Annotated in this window: 16 protein-coding genes; 3 read left to right on the forward strand and 13 right to left on the reverse strand. The window is 43.6% G+C overall.

The window, feature by feature from the left end:
* The 11 genes from MFF31_RS07455 to MFF31_RS07505 all read right to left on the reverse strand — a co-directional run bounded on the left by MFF31_RS07455 (position 1) and on the right by MFF31_RS07505 (position 12,981).
* A complete protein-coding gene (locus MFF31_RS07455) occupies positions 1–1,548 on the reverse strand; it encodes an ABC transporter ATP-binding protein (protein ID WP_238187418.1) in 1,548 nt (515 codons plus the stop codon).
* Positions 1,549–1,690: 142 nt separating this feature from the next.
* On the reverse strand, positions 1,691–2,743 hold the full coding sequence (locus MFF31_RS07460) for a BMP family lipoprotein (RefSeq protein WP_238187419.1): 1,053 nt from the start codon (positions 2,741–2,743) through the stop codon (positions 1,691–1,693).
* A gap of 260 nt (positions 2,744–3,003) precedes the next feature.
* Positions 3,004–5,013 carry an ATP-dependent zinc metalloprotease FtsH gene (gene ftsH, locus MFF31_RS07465; RefSeq protein ID WP_238187420.1) on the reverse strand — a complete coding sequence of 670 codons (2,010 nt, stop codon included), beginning with the start codon at positions 5,011–5,013 and terminating at the stop codon, positions 3,004–3,006.
* A 98-nt stretch (positions 5,014–5,111) separates the two neighbouring features.
* A complete protein-coding gene (hpt, locus tag MFF31_RS07470) occupies positions 5,112–5,651 on the reverse strand; it encodes a hypoxanthine phosphoribosyltransferase (RefSeq protein ID WP_238187421.1) in 540 nt (179 codons plus the stop codon).
* 51 nt (positions 5,652–5,702) lie between these two features.
* Positions 5,703–7,124: a tRNA lysidine(34) synthetase TilS gene (gene tilS, locus MFF31_RS07475; RefSeq protein ID WP_238187422.1), complete on the reverse strand. Its 1,422-nt coding sequence runs from the start codon at positions 7,122–7,124 to the stop codon at positions 5,703–5,705.
* Between the two features lie 44 nt (positions 7,125–7,168).
* A complete protein-coding gene (locus tag MFF31_RS07480) occupies positions 7,169–8,092 on the reverse strand; it encodes a protein kinase domain-containing protein (RefSeq protein WP_238187423.1) in 924 nt (307 codons plus the stop codon).
* The gene (locus tag MFF31_RS07485; protein WP_238187424.1) at positions 8,076–8,801 is read right to left on the reverse strand and encodes a vWA domain-containing protein; all 726 of its coding nucleotides are present in this window, start codon (positions 8,799–8,801) and stop codon (positions 8,076–8,078) included. Before MFF31_RS07485 ends, MFF31_RS07480 begins: the two co-directional genes overlap by 17 nt.
* A 183-nt stretch (positions 8,802–8,984) precedes the next feature.
* Positions 8,985–10,259, reverse strand: a complete 1,275-nt coding sequence (locus tag MFF31_RS07490) for a PTS transporter subunit IIC (protein ID WP_238187425.1) — start codon at positions 10,257–10,259, stop codon at positions 8,985–8,987.
* On the reverse strand, positions 10,252–10,533 hold the full coding sequence (locus MFF31_RS07495) for a PTS sugar transporter subunit IIB (RefSeq protein WP_238187426.1): 282 nt from the start codon (positions 10,531–10,533) through the stop codon (positions 10,252–10,254). Before MFF31_RS07495 ends, MFF31_RS07490 begins: the two co-directional genes overlap by 8 nt.
* A complete protein-coding gene (locus MFF31_RS07500; protein WP_238187427.1) occupies positions 10,530–12,710 on the reverse strand; it encodes a BglG family transcription antiterminator in 2,181 nt (726 codons plus the stop codon). The genes MFF31_RS07495 and MFF31_RS07500 overlap by 4 nt, the downstream gene beginning before the upstream one ends.
* 1 nt (position 12,711) lies before the next feature.
* Entirely contained in the window at positions 12,712–12,981 is a 270-nt protein-coding gene (locus tag MFF31_RS07505) for an HPr family phosphocarrier protein (RefSeq protein ID WP_238187428.1), read from the reverse strand.
* 181 nt (positions 12,982–13,162) lie between these two features.
* On the opposite strand from MFF31_RS07505, the gene MFF31_RS07510 reads away from it, so the two are divergent.
* Genes MFF31_RS07510 through MFF31_RS07520 form a run of 3 tightly spaced genes read left to right on the forward strand, consistent with a single transcriptional unit; the run spans position 13,163 to position 17,030 of the window.
* On the forward strand, positions 13,163–14,872 hold the full coding sequence (locus MFF31_RS07510; RefSeq protein WP_238187429.1) for an ABC transporter permease: 1,710 nt from the start codon (positions 13,163–13,165) through the stop codon (positions 14,870–14,872).
* A gap of 37 nt (positions 14,873–14,909) precedes the next feature.
* On the forward strand, positions 14,910–15,983 hold the full coding sequence (locus MFF31_RS07515; protein WP_238187430.1) for an ABC transporter ATP-binding protein: 1,074 nt from the start codon (positions 14,910–14,912) through the stop codon (positions 15,981–15,983).
* A 12-nt stretch (positions 15,984–15,995) separates the two neighbouring features.
* Complete coding sequence (locus tag MFF31_RS07520; protein ID WP_238187431.1) at positions 15,996–17,030, forward strand: ABC transporter substrate-binding protein; 1,035 nt, start codon at positions 15,996–15,998, stop codon at positions 17,028–17,030.
* Between the two features lie 221 nt (positions 17,031–17,251).
* Here MFF31_RS07520 and MFF31_RS07525 read toward each other — a convergent pair whose 3' ends face one another.
* Complete coding sequence (locus MFF31_RS07525) at positions 17,252–17,932, reverse strand: DUF4956 domain-containing protein (RefSeq protein WP_238187432.1); 681 nt, start codon at positions 17,930–17,932, stop codon at positions 17,252–17,254.
* Positions 17,933–17,950: 18 nt separating this feature from the next.
* Complete coding sequence (locus MFF31_RS07530) at positions 17,951–18,661, reverse strand: polyphosphate polymerase domain-containing protein (protein ID WP_238187433.1); 711 nt, start codon at positions 18,659–18,661, stop codon at positions 17,951–17,953.

The following is an 18,661-nucleotide window of genomic DNA, read 5'->3' on the forward strand; positions in this document are numbered from 1 at the left end:
CTAACTCCTTCCTTTGCTTGCGTCCGCTTCGTTTAAGCTATTGCCTGCCATAAGCAGTCCCAACTGCTCATCGTCACGATGATCTGCATCAACTTCGCCTACTAACTTACCTTCATACATAACTGCAATTCGATCCGATAGAGCAAAGAGCTCGTCCAATTCAAATGATACTAGCAAAATAGCTTTTCCTTCATTACGTGCCTCCACTAGACGCTTGTGTACGAATTCAATTGCCCCGATATCCAAGCCACGGGTAGGTTGAACTGCAATAAGCAGATCTGGATCTTTATGAAGCTCACGAGCAATGATAGCTTTCTGCTGATTACCACCTGACAACGCTCTAGCATGAGTCTGTATGCCGGATGTACGCACATCAAATTCTTTAACTAATTTATCAGCCAGGTTATCCATTGCGTTGAAGTCGATTAATCCAAAACGTCCATATTGAGGCTCGAAATACGTGCCAAGAATCATATTTTCACTTAGTGAAAAATCTAGCACTAATCCGTGTTTGTGACGATCTTCTGGAACGTGTCCTACACCAGCTGTCGAAACCGCACGAGGTGAATGATTGGTAATGTCTTTACCATTCAGCTTTACTACACCCTCTTGTACCTTACTCATGCCTGTAATTGCATGAATGAGCTCACTCTGTCCGTTACCGTCTACGCCTGCAATACCAAATATTTCACCTGCACGAATTTGGAATGATGTCCCATTCAAGGCCGGTTTTACTCCATCGCCCTTCATTAGAAGGTTGTTTACATCGAGTATAACCTCGCCTGGCTTACTCTTCGTCTTCTCAACCTTGAAATTAACATCTCGTCCAACCATTAGCTCAGCCAGTTGTCGCTCATTAGTTTCGCTTGTTTTAACTGTTCGAACAACTTTACCGCGACGAATAACTGTTACACTGTTGGAAAGCGCCATAACTTCTTTTAGCTTATGCGTAATAATGATAATAGACTTGCCCTCTGCTGCCAGGTTACGAATAATTTGAATAAGTTCCTCTATTTCTTGTACAGTCAATACAGCTGTAGGTTCATCAAAAATAATGATCTCGGCACCGCGATACAGCGTTTTCAAAATTTCTACACGCTGCTGCATACCAACCGTAATATTTTGAATCCGCACCTGCGGATCTACTTTCAAACCATACCGCTCGGAAATATCCTTTACCTTCTTATTCGCGAGCTTGTAATCGATCTTTAAACCCTTTTTCGGTTCATTGCCGAGTACAATGTTTTCTGCAACTGTAAATGGCTGCACAAGCTTGAAATGCTGATGCACCATTCCAATACCCAGATCAATTGCCTTCGACGCTCCGTCAATGACGGTTTGCTTGCCATTAATCCATATCTCGCCTTCATCTGGTTGATATAACCCAAATAGAATATTCATTAACGTGGACTTACCTGCACCATTCTCGCCAAGCAAAGCATGTACTTCGCCCTTTTTAAGTTCAAAATTGATGGAATCGTTTGCAACTAAACCTGGAAAGCGCTTTGTAATACCTTTCAGTTGTACTACTGCCCCGCTCTGATCCATGCTCTCATCATCTCCCGGGATCGACTTTTTGACTCTTGATGCGCCAACTAGAAAAACAGGACAAGACCGACAGATGCCGGTCTTGTCTCATCGGAATACCTATCATTAGCTAATACTTTATCAATTTCCCAAAGAGTTATACTTATTTAGTTGGAACTGTAATGTCTCCGTTAATAATTTTAGTTTTAAATTCCTCAACTGTTTTCAAAATTTCAGGAGTAACGTTTTTAGTTGAAGTGTCTGCTAGACCTACTGCATTGTCCTTAAGACCTAGTTCTTGTGTAGTTCCACCAGCCCATTTTCCATCGATCAAATCTTTGGAAATTTTATGAACTGCTGTTTCAACGCCTTTAACCATTGAAGTAAGAGTAACTTCATGACCGAATTCTAGTGATTGGTCTTTATCTACGCCGATAACCCAAACGTTTTCTCCGTTTTTCTTACGATCGCTTGCTTCGTTAAACACACCGTTACCTGTTCCGCCAGAAGCGTGGAAGATGATGTCGATGCCGCTGTTATACATTGTTGCTGCTGCACTTTTACCTTGGTCAGGCTTATCGAATGCACCAGTGTATACAACGTTTACTTCGATGTTAGGCTTAACAGCTTTAGCCCCTGCAACAAAACCAGCTGCAAAACGCTCAACTACTGGAATTTTCATTCCGCCAACAAAACCGATTTTGTCAGTTTTTGTCGTAAGACCAGCTACAACACCAACCAAGAATGAACCTTCATGCTCAGCAAAAGTAACCGAAGTTACGTTTGGAGCTTTTACTTCTGCATCAATAACTGCAAGCTTAGCATCTGGATTTTCAGTAGCTAACTTTGTAAGCGCATCCGTGAACAAGAAACCAATACCCCAAGTTAGGTTGTAACCATCACGTACAAATTGGTTAAGGTTAGGCTCCATATCTGCCTCGCCTTTACTTTCAAGGTATTTCGTTGTTGCACTAGTTTCAGCTTTCAATCTTTGCAACGCTTCCCATGCACTTTGGTTAAAGGATTTGTCATTAACTCCACCAACGTCAGTTACCATACCAATTTTAAAAGCTTTTCCGCTTTCGTCAGAAACGACAGCAGCGCCTTCTTTGTTTGAGTCTTTACCGCCTTCAGCTTTCTTGTCAACTCCGCAGCCTGACAATACAAGAGTGATGGCCATAATAAGCATGAGCATTGTTCCTAGTGTCTTTTTCATGCGTCGATCTCCCCTTCGGTTCTGGTTTGTGTTGTAGCAACGAGCCATGCAACAGCTTACATTTACAATATAGCTGAACCAAGCCGTTCTTATTTCATTATAGTGACAAAACGATTTACGTCAATCTAATGGTATAAAATTCAACAAAACACTCTCGTAAATTTTATGCACGAAACTATAAATTCTACTTCTATTTCCAAATACACCAAAACGTCCCGCTACTCTTGTCGAGTAACGGGACGGGTAGGGTAAATATTCAATTATTTTTTATCTGGATCTTCGGAGTTATTATCCGGATTAACTGGTTCTGACGGGCTTACTTCATCCTCGTCGCGAGGTTGAATACGCACCTTCACGTCACCAATTTCCTCGATGATCGGCTCAGCAGTTGATTGGGATGCTGAAGAACTTTCCCCATTGGAAGATCCGCCGTCTTCACTTGTTAGCGTACCATTCTCAATAAGGGATTTGATTTGCTCCATCTCCAACGTCTCTTGAGTAAGCAAAGTGTTAGCAATCAAATGCATCTCTTTGCTCTTCTCAGTAAGAAGCTTCTTCGCTCTGTCATAACAAGCGCCGATAATGGTTTGCATCTCTTGGTCGATCTCATAAGCAATCGCATCAGAGTAGTTCTGTTCGTGACCAATGTCACGACCTAGGAACACTTGACCTTGCGAGCTGCCAAACTGCATTGGACCGAGCCTATCGCTCATACCGTACTCCATAATCATGCTGCGTACGATGCCTGTTGCTGATTTAAAATCACTGTAAGCACCAGTACCGATTTCACCGATGAAAATTTCTTCGGCTACACGACCTGCCAGTAATCCTGTAACTTTATCAAGCAACTCTTGCTTCGTTACAAGCATACGATCTTCTTTCGGAAGCATGATTACGTATCCGCCAGCACGTCCGCGTGGAATAATCGTAACTTTATGAACCAAATCAGCATGCTCTAAGAAGAAGCCTGCGATCGTATGTCCTGCTTCGTGATAAGCGACAATGCGCTTCTCGCGATCGCTGATAACACGGCTTTTCTTCTCCGTGCCGACGATTACGCGGTCGATTGCATCATCGATATCTTTCATATTAATTTCTTTCTTGTTGCGTCTTGCAGCTAGAAGTGCCGCCTCATTAAGTAGGTTTTCCAAATCTGCACCGCTGAATCCTGTCGTACGCTTCGCGATAATGTCAAGTTTGACGTCATCCACAAACGGTTTGTTGCGTGAATGTACTTTCAGTACAGCTTCGCGGCCCTTCACATCTGGACGGTCAACCGTAATTTGACGGTCAAAACGGCCTGGACGTAAAAGTGCAGGGTCCAATATGTCTGCACGGTTCGTTGCTGCGACAATGATAATACCTTCGTTCGCACCGAAACCATCCATCTCAACAAGCAATTGGTTAAGTGTCTGCTCACGCTCATCATGTCCGCCGCCAAGTCCAGCGCCACGTTGACGACCTACTGCATCAATCTCATCGATGAAAATAATACATGGTGCATTTTTCTTCGCATTTTCGAATAGGTCACGTACACGGGATGCGCCGACACCGACGAACATCTCCACGAAATCAGAACCTGAAATACTAAAGAAAGGAACGCCTGCTTCACCAGCAACTGCACGGGCAAGCAACGTTTTACCTGTACCTGGAGGACCTACAAGCAATACACCCTTAGGAATACGAGCTCCTACAAGGTTGAATTTGCGTGGATCTTTCAGGAAGTCAACGACCTCAACAAGTTCCTGTTTCTCTTCATCTGCACCAGCAACATCCTCAAATGTTACTTTTTTCTTCTCCTCGTTGTAGAGACGAGCGCGGCTCTTGCCGAAATTCATCACTTTACCGCCGCCGCCTTGAGCTTGATTCATCAAGAAGAAGAACAGTACGAAAAGAAGGATGAAAGGAATGATGGAAGTTAGGAATGTTACCCAAAAACTAGGTACGGTCATTGGTTCTGATTTGAATTTAAATCCGAATTTCTTCTCCCACTCGACCAATTGATCAGCAGCATGAGTGCTAAGCCGGACTGTAAAAGCATCACTCTCAAGCCCTGGTGGGATTACTTTATATTTACCTTTTACTATATACGACTGTTTATCAAACCTAGCTGTTATTTCAGCAACATTACCAGATTCGACCTGAGTACGAAACTCATCGTATCTTAACGGCTTAGTCTTATCACCCTGACCGCTAATGTATTGAAATATACCTACAGTTACCAAAAAGATAATTAAATAAAAACCTGTATTTCGGATGATCCGATTCATCCCCTACCTCCTCTCAGACGCTTCTGATATTTTACCATAGCATGACTTCCCATAACAATAGAGCCTATTGGAGACGCGCATGTACAGCGTTGACACGTTTATTTCTCATAAACCCTCGGCTTCAAAATACCGATATAAGGAAGATTGCGGTACTTCTCTGCAAAATCAAGACCATACCCAACAACAAACTCATCCGGTAGCGTAAAGCCTTTGTAGTCCGGCTCAAGATCAACTGTACGGCGTGCAGGCTTGTCAAACAAGGTTACTACCGTTACAGATTTCGCATTGCGGCGCTCCAGCACATCAATAAGATAGCTCAGCGTTAGACCGCTGTCGATAATATCTTCAACGATTAGCACTTCCCGTCCTTCAACCGATACATCAAGATCCTTAATAATCTTGACAACGCCAGAGGACTTTGTTGAATCACCGTAGCTTGATACTGCCATGAAATCGATCTCAAGTGGTACTGTAATTGTCTTAACTAAATCGGACATGAAAATAAACGCGCCTTTTAGGACGCAAATAACGAGCGGATTACGCCCGTCGAAGTCAATGCTCAATTGAGCACCTAATTCACTTACCTTTGCTCTAATCTGATCTTCGCTGTATAGAACGTCCTGAATGTCGTTTTGCAAAGTTGTAATCCTCCCACATTATACCTATGTTTATGTGTATACCCTTACTTCTTATTCGTTGCTTACTGAGATGAACAACATACCCTTTGAGGAGTCGCTAGTAAGCGCATGATTGGAGCGCCGAATGCCCGGTATCCAAAGCAATCTTCCTTCACCGTCACATAGTAACGGATAAAGCTCCCTTTCTGATGGTGCAATCTTCTCGTCAACGAACATATCTTGCACTTTTTTCGAACCATTTAATCCTAAAACATGAATTCTGTCTCCTGGTTTGCGATTACGTATTTGCAATGGGAAGGTTAACAACGTGGTATCGAAGCAAGCTTCGAATCGTGTAGTCGACTTACGGAATTGTCCGGGTTGCAGCCACTGTAGGTGAAAGCTCCATCCGCATGGCACGACATCAAGTCGGTCCATCCCCTCTTGTATCTTGTAACCATAATGATCTGGAGTGAATCCCTTCTCATGCTGCGAGATCTTAAGCCATCGCATCACATCATATTCACGCAAGCATTGGATTCCACCCTGGGCGTTCATTTTCCATGTTGCAGGTGCGCTTGTAGACGCCGCCAGCCTCATCGTTTCAACCCCGCCATAGGATAAGTTTTCCGTTTCATGCGAAAGATAACTTAATATTAGTTTAATCAATCTCCTTTGTAAAGCGACATGGAGCTGCCCTAGATCAGTACAATTGATCACGCACTCATTAGGTCTTATCCGAACCAGTCTATTGAATAATTCACCTGCTTGCTGCTCCATCCAATCATCTTCAGCTCCCGCTACTTCCGCGAGTCGCTGCAAGGACATAGAAAGCTGTGGATTAAACTGTGACAAGTACGGTAGTACATCCAAACGAATCGTGTTACGGAAGTAATAGCGTTCTTCATTGCTGCTATCCGTGCAGAATGGGATCGCATAGTCTTCGCAATAGCGAAGAAGGTCGAACTTATTCTTACGGAGTAGCGGCCTTATGAGTTCCATGTTTTTTTCGCTTCGTTTGCTCCCCATCCCAGCTAGGCCAGTAAGCCCCGTTCCCCTAATCAAGCGCATCATAACCGTTTCCGCCTGATCGTCTCCATGATGGGCTAACGCAATTCGGCTAGCTCCGCTCTGCTTTGCAACCTTATGAAGAAACTCATACCGCTTCTCACGTGCCGCCGCTTGCAAATTTAGACGATTTTTTTCTATGTATGTAGGAAGATCAAGCGTGATTGTTTCTGCATGTATACCTAGACTCTCTGCGTATGTTTTCACTACATTAAGCTCGTTCTCTGACTCTTCACCACGAAAGCCGTGATTGACGTGTGCGACAATAAGCGACAGATCTTGCGACACAGCCAGTGTATGCAACATATGCAGAAGTGCCATAGAATCTGCTCCACCGGATACCGCTACGACGATGGTATCACCTGGTGACCATAGACCTTTATCTGTCGCTTCCTTCATTAATTCAATATGTATTGGCTCATTCATCGCGTCCATCTGCCTCCGTTCGCAGGTATGTAGAGCGTTCATCGTTAAAGCACTTGACGCAGTAGCCAGAAGATCGATACTGCGAGCAGTAGACCCGAGGTTGCCATAAAACCTTTCAACCACACCGGTGTAGCGTTCGGCCTTCTGCCCTCTCTTCTATGCATCATGAGACGCCATGATTCTGCACCTTCGGCCGCATTTGCAAATTCACCTGCAAGCGCTTTTTGGAGCCATGGGATGATTGGCAAAAGCCCCGGGCAATGACTAGCGATATCCAGTAGATCCGCATACGAACGATTCTGCGGCAAGAGCTCCTTAGAAAGCATGTGAAGTCGCTTTGGATCATGCAGTTGAATACACAATACGCTAAAGGAAAACAAATCGTACCTTGGATCCGCTGAACGAGAGCCACAATTCCAGTAACCCCGGTCGTAAATTTCGGTAAATTGGCGAACACTCTTACCGATTGCAGTCACACCGCCATAATCCACGAGCTCGACATGACCGTAGTCAGCAACCATAACGTTCTCCACCTTCAAATCTCCGAACACCCAGCCCGTCCGATGCAACTTGGCTAACTTACCAAGCAGATTCAGACCAACAAGGGGAAACCATTCGGATCCCTGCTCCTTCAAATAGCTTGCGAGCGTCGTACCTCGCACATATCTCATAATATAAAAGGAGTATTCACGTCCGTTCGGACCGTATAAATCATCAACATCAAAGAGGAAAGCTTCTTTGCCAGGTTCGTTCTGTCCTGCTATAGACTTCAGTACGTTAATCTCCGACTGCAAATCGACCGCATCAATTCCAACCTTCATAGCGAACCAGTCTCGATCCTTCTGGACTAAATAAACTTTCCCATTCGCTCCTTCGCCGAGCAAACGTTCTACGCGATATCTGCCTTGCTTCCACTTGCCGACGACGATATTCCCTCGCCGAAGCTCAAACTTAAACGACGTAGTCACCCATCATCCCATCCGTTTCATGTCTGCTCTTCCTGCCGTAATCACCTTGCCGGTAATAATCTACGACCCCCATAATAGCAGGTCCTGTAGGTGTCGTCCCACCCATTTGGAGCTTAGGGAAGATGGATTGGATACCATTTAGATGACTCGTCCACGCCAAATCCATCTTGCAATCATCTCCATGCTTTGATCCAGGGAAATGAAAGACGGAAATTTCGCTGCGACCTTGCCTAGCTTGTAAGCTCAGCATCAGATCGTGAATCGCTTCCTCGACCGCTGCAAGCTTCGGCTTCATACTGGCACTCGCATCAATCAGCAGCGCCACTTGTAATGCCGACGTTTCACCGAGCTCGTCGATGACACGCACGACTTCGCCCCGCTTCTCTGGCGGAAGCGCCTCAATAGCACCATTGCCAAGCACTTGCTTCAGTTCCTTTTGTACAGCAACCTGAATCGTTTGCAATACTGTCTTGCGCGTCATCATCTGCACGGTATGCGAAAGCTGACGCATGTTGACCATCCGACTTAATCCCCCGCCAGCACGGGCAATCTCATCAATTTCTGTCGCCCCTAGTTCGCCGACATCTCCATGATCCAGTACGCCTACCACATTCACATTAATGCCTTCAGACTTCGCATGTGCGGCTGCCACTACCGGGCTTATTCCCACATTGGAACACCCGTCTGTAATTAACAATATTTGCTTCATGACCTTATCCCTCCAATTTTCCGTGTGCGCGGAAATGAAAAGCTTATCTATCAGCTTTTCCTTTTTTGGGAGAGATAAACTCACTAGAGTTGCAAATTACGTGAATAGCCACCTTTCCTTCTCATATTATTGAACATGTTAAGTCTATCATTGGCTGAAATTTGTTCATTACTAATCATTATATCATAGCAACCATTTCAAAAGAGCGCCTATAATAGCAAAGTCAGAGTCAGCAAAGCTGGTACGTATAATATGTAGCTCTTGGAATATATAAAGGCTTAAGATAGGCAAAAAAGATATAAGCACACCTTGCATGAAGCTTCCGACAATCGCCCCCTTCTTCCCGCCATACACACTTCCAAAGAAGGCACTAGCTGCGCCAGCGAAGAAATGTGTCATAATGCCTGGAATAACGACGCTCATATTCAGCATGGCTTGGATAAATGCACTGCACATTCCCCCTACCAAACTTGAGACAAACCCGATCACAACGAGCGATGGCGAAATAGGAAACAGAACTGAACTGTCCACAGCAGGGATAGCATTCGGCACGATTTTGTCACTAATACCTTTAAAGGAAACTAATAACTGCTCAGTAAACATGCGAACACCGCTTATGATCACGTAAAAACCTGCTGCAAACACAATCGAATATTTTATTGCAAATACTAGTGTATTCTGATCGTTGCTCATATCGGCCATAACATCCTTATTCGTCAGCAAAGCTGTTCCACCGAACAGAATCATCATAAATAACGTTAACACCACATTCGTATCCGAAAAGAAAGGGAGTGCTCCTATCTTCCGCTTCGAAGTCGGTTTCCTTTCAACTGATGTCTCTACTTTCTTCTGTCCCCCTCCAAAAAGCCACTTACCCATATATCCTGACAATAAACAACCAACTGTGCCAAAGAAACCGACAGCAATCGGTTTATCACCTGTTAGCTTTCGTACGAATGGCTGTGTAATGGCTGGAAATATGGCAAGCATGAATCCTAACAGAATCCCTCCGCTTATTAATTTTACGAACGTAAAGGCGCCATTAATCGTAAGAATAGCAGCAATCATCGATGCCATGTACAAGATATAGTAACCATTTAAAAATATATATTTAAATCGTGTAATTCTCGCTACGACAATATTAGCCAAAATCCCAACAAACATAACGATTGTCGTCTCAAAGCTATAATCCATTTGCAATATAGCCATCATGGACTCGTTGCTTGGCACGATACCGAACAGTTGAAATGCATTTTGGAACATAGAAACAAAAATAGACAGCGACTCAATAATCATTTGTGACCCAAAAAGGATGAGTGTATATCCGATCAACGTATGGATCGTACCTGATGCCACTTGACTTGCACTTTTGCGCTGTGTAATCAGCCCAATAAAAACAAACAACGCGATAATGAACATCGGCTCTCTAAATAAAGAAAGTACCATTTGATCAAACATAACCATTTTCCTTCAAATAGAAATCCACTTTTTCCTTCAGTTCCTCGCTGTCCAACACATTTTCTATTAAAACGACGGTACCCTTATTCCCAAGCGGTGCAAATTCGTGGTTGATCGTCGTAATATATAAATCGCTCGCCGTTGACCGGGCTGTCATAAGGTCTATATGTTGAATCTGCGCATGAATGCCATGCGCCTTGAATATTTGCTCTGTTTGGAGTCGAAGCAAAAAGCTTGTACCGAGCCCCAGGCTGCATACTACCGATACGTTCAAGGCGTCTCATCCTTTACCGAATTAATCAACTCGAGGGCAGTTTCTGTTCTGTAGGTCTGAAGTAGACGTTCGAGCTTGTCTTTGTCCATCAGCAGACCTGTCAGTTCCTTAAGCGCCGGAAGATGACTATGCCCGTCCGACGATGCGAAAATAATAATTAAACTTACGGGATCAAACTTGCTGTGCCCAAAGGAAATCGGTTTATATAATGTAATCAAACTCATACATGTTTTCAGTACGCCGTCTGACGGCTTCGCATGCGGCATTGCAATTCCTGGTGATATAACACAATAAGGTCCCAGAGGACCTGCACGTTCACAGCTCTTCAATAGCGCATCGACATATCTCGGCAATATATGATTTTGTGCCAAAAGCATGTTTGCACCTTCTCGAACAGCGCTTCTCCAATCAGAATAAGTCGCCTGCAGCTTAACTGTTGAGGAGGTTAGCAATTCACCAAGACTTGGGGTCGACTCTACGATTTCTTGAACTGGGGCATCCTTCACGGTAGGAACAGACTCTATTTCCGGCTGCAACTGGAAAAGTGTCTGAAGCTCGTCTCTTAGCCCCTTCTCGTCTGTGATGAGACAATGCCGAGCAATAATTTCCATAACCCCTTCATATTTGAGCCGCTGATCGGAGGGAGACGAACCTTTGCTGTCTAGCAGCGCATTAAGGTTGGCACAATCCTCCTCGGTTAATAACGGGTTTACTTGCAAATAAGGAATCGGTGTCTGATCGAGATAAATAGTAGATACAATTAAATCGATATCGAGCATCGTACGCTGTAGAAATGCTTGATAAGATAACGTCTCTACAATTTCAAGATTAGGAAACTGACTCCGAAGTCGTGACTCCAAAATTCGTGCTGTACCTATACCTGATGAGCAGACGGTAACTACTCGTATTTTGTGCAGCTGATTGTTCATTTGACGTTCTACAGCTGCGCAGAAATGAAGCGTAATGTATGCAATCTCCTCATCAATAATTGTCTTCCCCGTGAAACTGTCGATCGATAAGCAAGCCCTTTTTACACAAGTGAACAAATTCATGTACTTCTTTTGTATATCAGCAGCAAATGGGTCTGCAAGCTGCATATCAAATTGAACACGATGTATCGTCGGTATGAGATGAAGCAGCAGATCGTTGAACAGCTTTTCGAAACCGCCGAATTTATAACCTAAGCTAAGTTCCACCTGCAAAATAAGATCATGACAGATCACTTCGATCGGCCTTAGGCTAGCTGCTGACTGCTCCTGTCTTGCATCCTTATGAATGCTTGTACAAAGGATATATAACATCATGTTTACAACTTCCGGCTCAGGAAATGCAATGTCGAAGTAGGCCGCAATATGATCACACATCTCACGTACAACGTCGAACTCACGCAGCTTTTGTAATCTAGCTTCATCAGGCACGACATAATCTCCGATATTACCCGTCTTAAGACGTTCAATCGTAACGCCAATATGAATAATAAGGGTAGAAAAAGAAATATCCGTAAACACAATATCAAGCTGCTTCTCTAATTGGTGTACAGCCATCTTAAGAAATTCAACCTTCTTCGCATCGAATAAATCACCAATCATGGAAGCGATTTCAGGATTAAGCTCGCTGAGTGTAAGTGAAAAGTCCTTCACAAGTTTTGCAATATTGTCTTTGTTGGCATCTGCCAGCAGCAGTTCCATTACAGCTCTTCGCTTGAAACGCTCCTCACCCTCTACATAAATACCTCTATTTGTTTTTTTCACTAATTTCATTTGCTTCTGAAGCAGCCATTCTTCCACACTGCTCAAATCTTTCACAATCGTGGTGCGGCTGACCATTAGTATTTCTGCTAACTTCTCTAGTGTAATTGGATTGTCCGTCTTAAATAATTGAAGAACAATTCTCATCTTTCGTTCGTCCTTGGACATGAAGTAGTCATACGGTTGCAAGGAGCGAATGAGATCAGATAGCCGTTCACAATCACCAGCCGATAGTGTATGAAGCAATCCCTTTGTCTTGCTGCGGATTAGCGGACTAAACCAATGTTCCTTTAGAAATGCATCAATCGTATTTAAATCAGACAGGATCGTCCGATAGGTGACATTAAACGTTACTGCAAGTTCGCCCGGCTTTACTGGGTCTTGAGAAATAATGATTTTCAGAATCTCGATACAACGGAAATTGATCATATTAGCCTCCAAGCCCTCCGTCTGTTAAACCTTCTAAAAGCTGTAGTAAGTCGGCTGCTGCCAATACTTCGTCTGCCCCCTGTACATCGAGTTGAACCCTCGAACCAGCCTGAACGCCAAGCAGCATAAGGGATATTGTACTCCTTAACTCAGCACTCTTTCCATCATAAGAAAGACGCATACGAGAGCGATAGTTCTCGGCCCGCTTGGAGACGATCACACATAATCTAGCATGTAGCCGGGATTTCACATTAATCTGAATGGTTATCATTTCAACACTTCCACATGTATGTTTATACCTATTTTAATAGGTGCACACAGCACGAACAAGATAGGTATTTCACCACATTATTTCACAATCCAATATGAATAAAAGTGAACCAATGGGTAATTGTGGAACTGTCAATGCCACTCCTATAATGAAATTATCATCCAGAAAGGGGAGGATCATCTTGAATCAAATTGCTACACCAAGTGGACAATCGCCGCCCAAAACGGTGCGCACCAACCCTCTAAAGAAGCTTGCTAGAGATCCTATTCTTCTCGCAACGATTATCTTCGTCATTGTTTCGTTGTTCATATTCGTCGTTTTGCCTTTAATCGAAGTATTAAAGCAAAGTTTTATCGCTTCGGATGGATCATTTACTTTAAAAGCTTACGTAAGTGCTTTCACTTCTACGTCCAACTTCACAGCAATTACAAACACGCTGCTACTGGCTACAATTGTAGGTGTGCTTGCAACATTGATTGGATTTATGTTTGCTTACGCCGGTGCTTATATCCGTCTTCCCGGTAAGAAGCTGTTCAATCTCATTGCAATGCTTCCGATTATTTCGCCGCCATTCGCAGTTGCGCTCTCTACCATACTCCTCTTTGGCAGTCGCGGATTAATCTCTCATGACTTGCTTGGAATTGATAGCGCTAACATTTACGGATTAAAGGGTTTGATCTTCGTTCAAACGTTATCTTTCTTCCCAATAGCCTATCTACTACTTAATGGTGTTATGAGATCCATTGACCCTTCTATTGAGGAAGCAGCACGTAACCTTGGAGCATCTCGCTGGAATACGTTCTCCAAAGTAACATTACCTCTTGTGAAGCCAGCCATCTCCAACGCTTTCCTGCTTGTCTTCATCAAGTCGATTGCCGATTTCGGTAATCCGATTACAATCGGCGGTGACTACACAACGCTCGCTACACAAATTTACTTACAGGCAATCGGCAACTACGATATGCAAGGTGCAGCAGCGATGGCTGTTATCCTGCTCGATATCTCTATCATCTTGTTCATCATCTCTAAATACTATTTGGAGAAAAAAACATTTATCACGGTGACGGGCAAGTCATCTCGTGATCGCGTATTGATCGGCGAGCGTCATATTGCCCTGCCAATTTCAATCTTTTGTTTAAGCATCTCTACAATCGTACTTCTACTGTACGCTCTTATCCCGCTCGGCTCGTTCGTTAAGCTCTGGGGTATCGACTACAGCTTTACATTTGATCACTATATTTATGCCTTCGAGATAGGCAAAAAAGCTTTGTTAGACACAACAGTTTTATCATTAATAGCAATGCCAATTACTGGGGTACTGGGTATGATTATCGCATACTTGCTCGTTCGGAAGAAGTTTTTCGGTAAAACGTTTATCGACTTCACGACGATGTTAAGCATTGGTGTTCCCGGAACGGTTATCGGAATCGGATTTGTTCTAGCTTTTAACTCTGCTCCACTTGCCCTTACCGGTACAGCAGCGATTCTAGTAATCGCCTTCGTTTCACGAAGCTTGCCCGTAGGGATCAAAGCAGGACAAAACTCCTTACGTCAAATTGATCCAAGTATCGAAGAAGCTGCAATGAACCTTGGCGCTAACTCATTCAAAGTGTTCACAAGCGTGACACTGCCCTTGATCAAAACGGCATTTTTCGGTGGTCTCGTCTATTCCTTCATTAAAAGTATGACATCGATGAGCGCTATTATTTTCTTAATATCAGCTAAGTACAAGCTGCTTACGATTTCTATTTTGGATCAAGTGGAATCTGGTAAGTTTGGTGCAGCTTCTGCATTCTCTACCATCCTTGTCATTATCGTATATATCGTCATCTTCTTCCTATATCGTTTGATCGCTCTACTCGGAGTGAAGAAAAAGGACATATCGATGTAATTGAAACTAGCCAAAACGAAGGGTTGGAGGGCGACATATGAGCTTCAAATCAGTTACATTACAGGGTGTTACCAAAACATTTGAGGACCAGAACAAAAAAACGGTACATGCCGTTGCAGACGTTAACTTAACTATTAATGAGGGTGAGTTCGCTACTTTGCTCGGTCCATCCGGCTGTGGTAAAACGACAATGCTACGCATGATCGCTGGATTCGAGGAAATTACGGAAGGCACTATATTGTTCGGAGATGACCCTATCAACGACTTGCCCCCTAATAAAAGGGATTGTACGATGGTGTTTCAATCATACGCCCTATTTCCTCACTTGAACGTATTCGACAATGTCGCTTATGGACTCAAGTTAAAGAAGATGACGAAGTCGCAAATCGCAATCAAAGTAGATGAAGTACTGAGCGTTATGAATCTTGGTGAGCATACATTCCGTATGCCAAATCAATTGTCAGGCGGTCAGCAGCAACGTGTCGCACTCGCTCGCGCACTTGTAATGGAGCCAAGCGTACTGCTCTTCGATGAGCCTTTATCCAACCTAGACGCGAAACTTCGCCTCTTGATGCGCGATGAAATTCGCCGTATTCAGAAGATGATCGGTATTACGGCCGTCTACGTTACACATGACCAAGGCGAGGCACTGAGCATGAGCGACAAAATTATAGTCATGAACAAAGGACATGTCGAGCAGATCGGTACGGCACAAGAAATTTATCAGAAGCCACGTACAAAGTTTGTCGCTGACTTCATTGGTACGGCCACCTTCTTAGAAGGCACTGTCATCTCTCATCAGGGGAATACATTTCAGGTCAAAACTGCAGCTAGCATATTTAATACAAAGGCAATTGAGGACGTTGTCGTTGGTGATACCGTGAGCATCGTGCTACGCCCCGAGTCTATTCGATTCACAGAGCGTTCGACACATGTTGCTTCCGTTACAAAAAGTGTATTTATGGGTCAATATCAGGAATACGAGGTCAATTTCGGTGGCCAATTGCTGCAGATTACCGTTATGGACCCTCTAAGCCATAAGATTTATGAAGTTGGGAACATGGCCTATCTGGAATTCCCAGAAGAATCACTGCATGTAGTTAAACGATAAGGAGGGTTCAAGATGAAGGGATGGTCAACGTTTAAAGCGGTAATCGCAGTAACATTAGTCACGTCACTCCTGCTGACAGGCTGTGGAGGCAAGAAGAGTGCCGCCGACGATACGCCGAAAAGTTTAACGATGTATATCGGGGTAGTCGAAGAACAAGCTTTGCAAATTGCGAAGCAATTCGAGAAGGACACTGGCATAAAAGTAGAATTCGTCCGGATGAGTGGCGGTGAGATCTTAGGTCGTATACGCGCAGAAAAGGACAATCCGAAAGCAAGCGTATGGTATGGCGGCCCTGCCGACTCCATGATTGCAGCGAAGGAAGAAAACTTGCTAGAGCCGTACAAATCCAAAAACGCAGAAAACATCGCACCTAACTTCAAGGATGATGAAGGTTATTGGACAGGTATTTACCAAGGTTACCTCGGCTTTGTCGTTGACGGCCGTTACTTGAAGGAGCGCAACGTAGAAATACCGAAATCATGGGATGACCTTCTTAAACCAGAATTTAAAGGACAAATTATTGTAGCTAACCCTGGTTCATCAGGAACTGCTTACGCCCTGCTGTATACATTAATTAAACTTAGAGGCGAAGAAGCAGGTCTTGCGTATATGAAGCAGCTAGATAAACAAATTAAACAATACACAAAATCCGGATCAGCTCCTGCTAAGTCAGCAGCACTTGGTGAAGCCGCAATCGGCATCACATTTATCCATAACGGGATTCGTCTACAGAAGGAAGGCTTTGCAAACGTCGAGCTATCTACCCCAACTGACGGTACTGGCTTTGAAGTTGGGGCTGTCTCTATCATCAAAGGTGGACCAGAGATGAAAGCAGCTCAAATTTTCGTTGATTGGGCACTAACAAAAGAAGTTCAAGAAATTGGTCAACAACATGGCTCGTTCCAGTTCTTGACGAATCCGGATGCAAAGATGCCTGAGGAAGCAGTTCCATTCAAAGATACGAAGCTAATCGACTATGATCTTGATTGGGCAGGCAAAAACCGTGAACGTCTTGTAGAGGCGTGGGATAAAACGATTAAGGAATAAAATTAGCGAAAGATCTTCGATAGTATTATATTCCGAAGTTAGATAATTTACAGGGATGCTCATTGGAGCATCCCTGTTTTAAGCTGAGAGGTCGACAAATCCTGATTGCATCAATTAGCTTCCTATCCGTCTTTTTCTACAAAAAAGAAAAGACCTTCACTGAACTCCGTAGAATCAGCTAAGATCTTAATGTTTGTGCATATTCAATTTGACTAACTATGTTATTGCGCATAGTCCCCTGAATAGTTAATGAGCGATGCATCATGCACACCGTCAATTTCGCTAATGGTCTGAACAAATGCTGTATTGTCGTCACGCAGCATAATCTCAACCGTTAGTTCAGTGAAATCTTTACGTACTGTCTTGGACTTCAACTTACTATTTAACTTACGCAATTGCACACGCAGCTCATCACTGGCTGTATCTGTATGACGTACGATTAGGAGATAGGCTTGCTCCTTCAGCTTGCGTCTTGATAGCCACGCTAGCGTCAAACCAATAATAATAGAACCGCCAAGAGCTAGTGGATACATCTTCGCTCCACTAGCAATTCCCGCTGAAATTGCCCAGAACATATAAACGATATCGAGAGGGTCCTTTACCGCTGTTCTAAACCGCACAATACTTAGTGCTCCGACCATACCAAGCGAAAGAACGATGTTCGTACTAATTGTCATAATAATAAGGGCGGTTATCATCGTCATTAGGACGAACGATACATTATAGTTATAGCTGTATACGACACCACGAAATGTCTTGCGATAGATCCAATAGATAAACATCCCTATAATAAACGAACTAAATAATCCTAGAATCATATCTACATACGAAACGCTGCGAAATGCCTCAAGATGAAGAACGCTTTGTTTAATAATATCCCGAAAATTAGTTGTGTCTCCCATGATCTCACCTCAAACCTTCTATTCTTTATAATGTTTCAAGTTAACTTCACGACAAATAACATATTTGGATATAGAAGAACGAATATGATTATCCGGCCTCACAATATTTCGTACATGATTGGGTAGGAATGTATCATATTTCACTTCTAATATAGTCTGTGGAGAAGGGATGGCCTCCTCCAGCACCAAGCTAGGATCAAACAAATCGAACGTATTGGTGCCAGAGGACAGCTTTTTGTCGAACGTTATTCTAACGTTACCAAACTCGTAAATATACGCTGCACGTAAGTAATCTACAATGGCCGTCGGCCGGAAACCGCGATGCTCGAGCGCGGAGTGGAACTCCCTAAGTAATAGAGAGTCCTTATATGCCAAGCACCTATAATCACCTTGCACAATAGCATCATATTCTTCTCTACTGATACGTGCAGATTCCTTGCAAACAAACTCCCCAAACTTGCTCTTGCGCTCCACAGAGATTACAGAATCGTTTCCGTTATACGTGCGGATACGATACTTCTCCCTTATAAATACGCCATTGTTCTTATCGTGCAAAGCATTGTCATTTGGACCGTCAAAGTACAAGCTTCGAATACAATACCCTTCACTGCTAATAGAATGTCGATCCATCATTAGCATGGAAGATACCCGATGATGCAAGGACATGTAATCATGTATGTGCAAGTAGTATTTATGCTCCGTTCTAAATTTCCTGCCTTGAAATCCCAA

This window comes from Paenibacillus sp. L3-i20 (assembly GCF_022180385.2).
In the GTDB taxonomy this organism is placed as follows: Bacteria; Bacillota; Bacilli; order Paenibacillales; family Paenibacillaceae; genus Pristimantibacillus.

Excerpts from the sequence above, each read along its gene's own strand:
- MFF31_RS07455 (WP_238187418.1), bottom strand. The coding sequence starts at position 1,548 with ATGGATCAGAGCGGGGCAGTAGTACAACTGAAAGGTATTACAAAGCGC.
- MFF31_RS07460 (WP_238187419.1), bottom strand. The coding sequence starts at position 2,743 with ATGAAAAAGACACTAGGAACAATGCTCATGCTTATTATGGCCATCACT.
- ftsH (WP_238187420.1), bottom strand. The coding sequence starts at position 5,013 with ATGAATCGGATCATCCGAAATACAGGTTTTTATTTAATTATCTTTTTG.
- tilS (WP_238187422.1), bottom strand. The coding sequence starts at position 7,124 with ATGAATGAGCCAATACATATTGAATTAATGAAGGAAGCGACAGATAAA.
- MFF31_RS07485 (WP_238187424.1), bottom strand. The coding sequence starts at position 8,801 with ATGAAGCAAATATTGTTAATTACAGACGGGTGTTCCAATGTGGGAATA.
- MFF31_RS07490 (WP_238187425.1), bottom strand. The coding sequence starts at position 10,259 with ATGTTTGATCAAATGGTACTTTCTTTATTTAGAGAGCCGATGTTCATT.
- MFF31_RS07500 (WP_238187427.1), bottom strand. The coding sequence starts at position 12,710 with ATGATCAATTTCCGTTGTATCGAGATTCTGAAAATCATTATTTCTCAA.
- MFF31_RS07505 (WP_238187428.1), bottom strand. The coding sequence starts at position 12,981 with ATGATAACCATTCAGATTAATGTGAAATCCCGGCTACATGCTAGATTA.
- MFF31_RS07515 (WP_238187430.1), top strand. The coding sequence starts at position 14,910 with ATGAGCTTCAAATCAGTTACATTACAGGGTGTTACCAAAACATTTGAG.
- MFF31_RS07520 (WP_238187431.1), top strand. The coding sequence starts at position 15,996 with ATGAAGGGATGGTCAACGTTTAAAGCGGTAATCGCAGTAACATTAGTC.
- MFF31_RS07525 (WP_238187432.1), bottom strand. The coding sequence starts at position 17,932 with ATGGGAGACACAACTAATTTTCGGGATATTATTAAACAAAGCGTTCTT.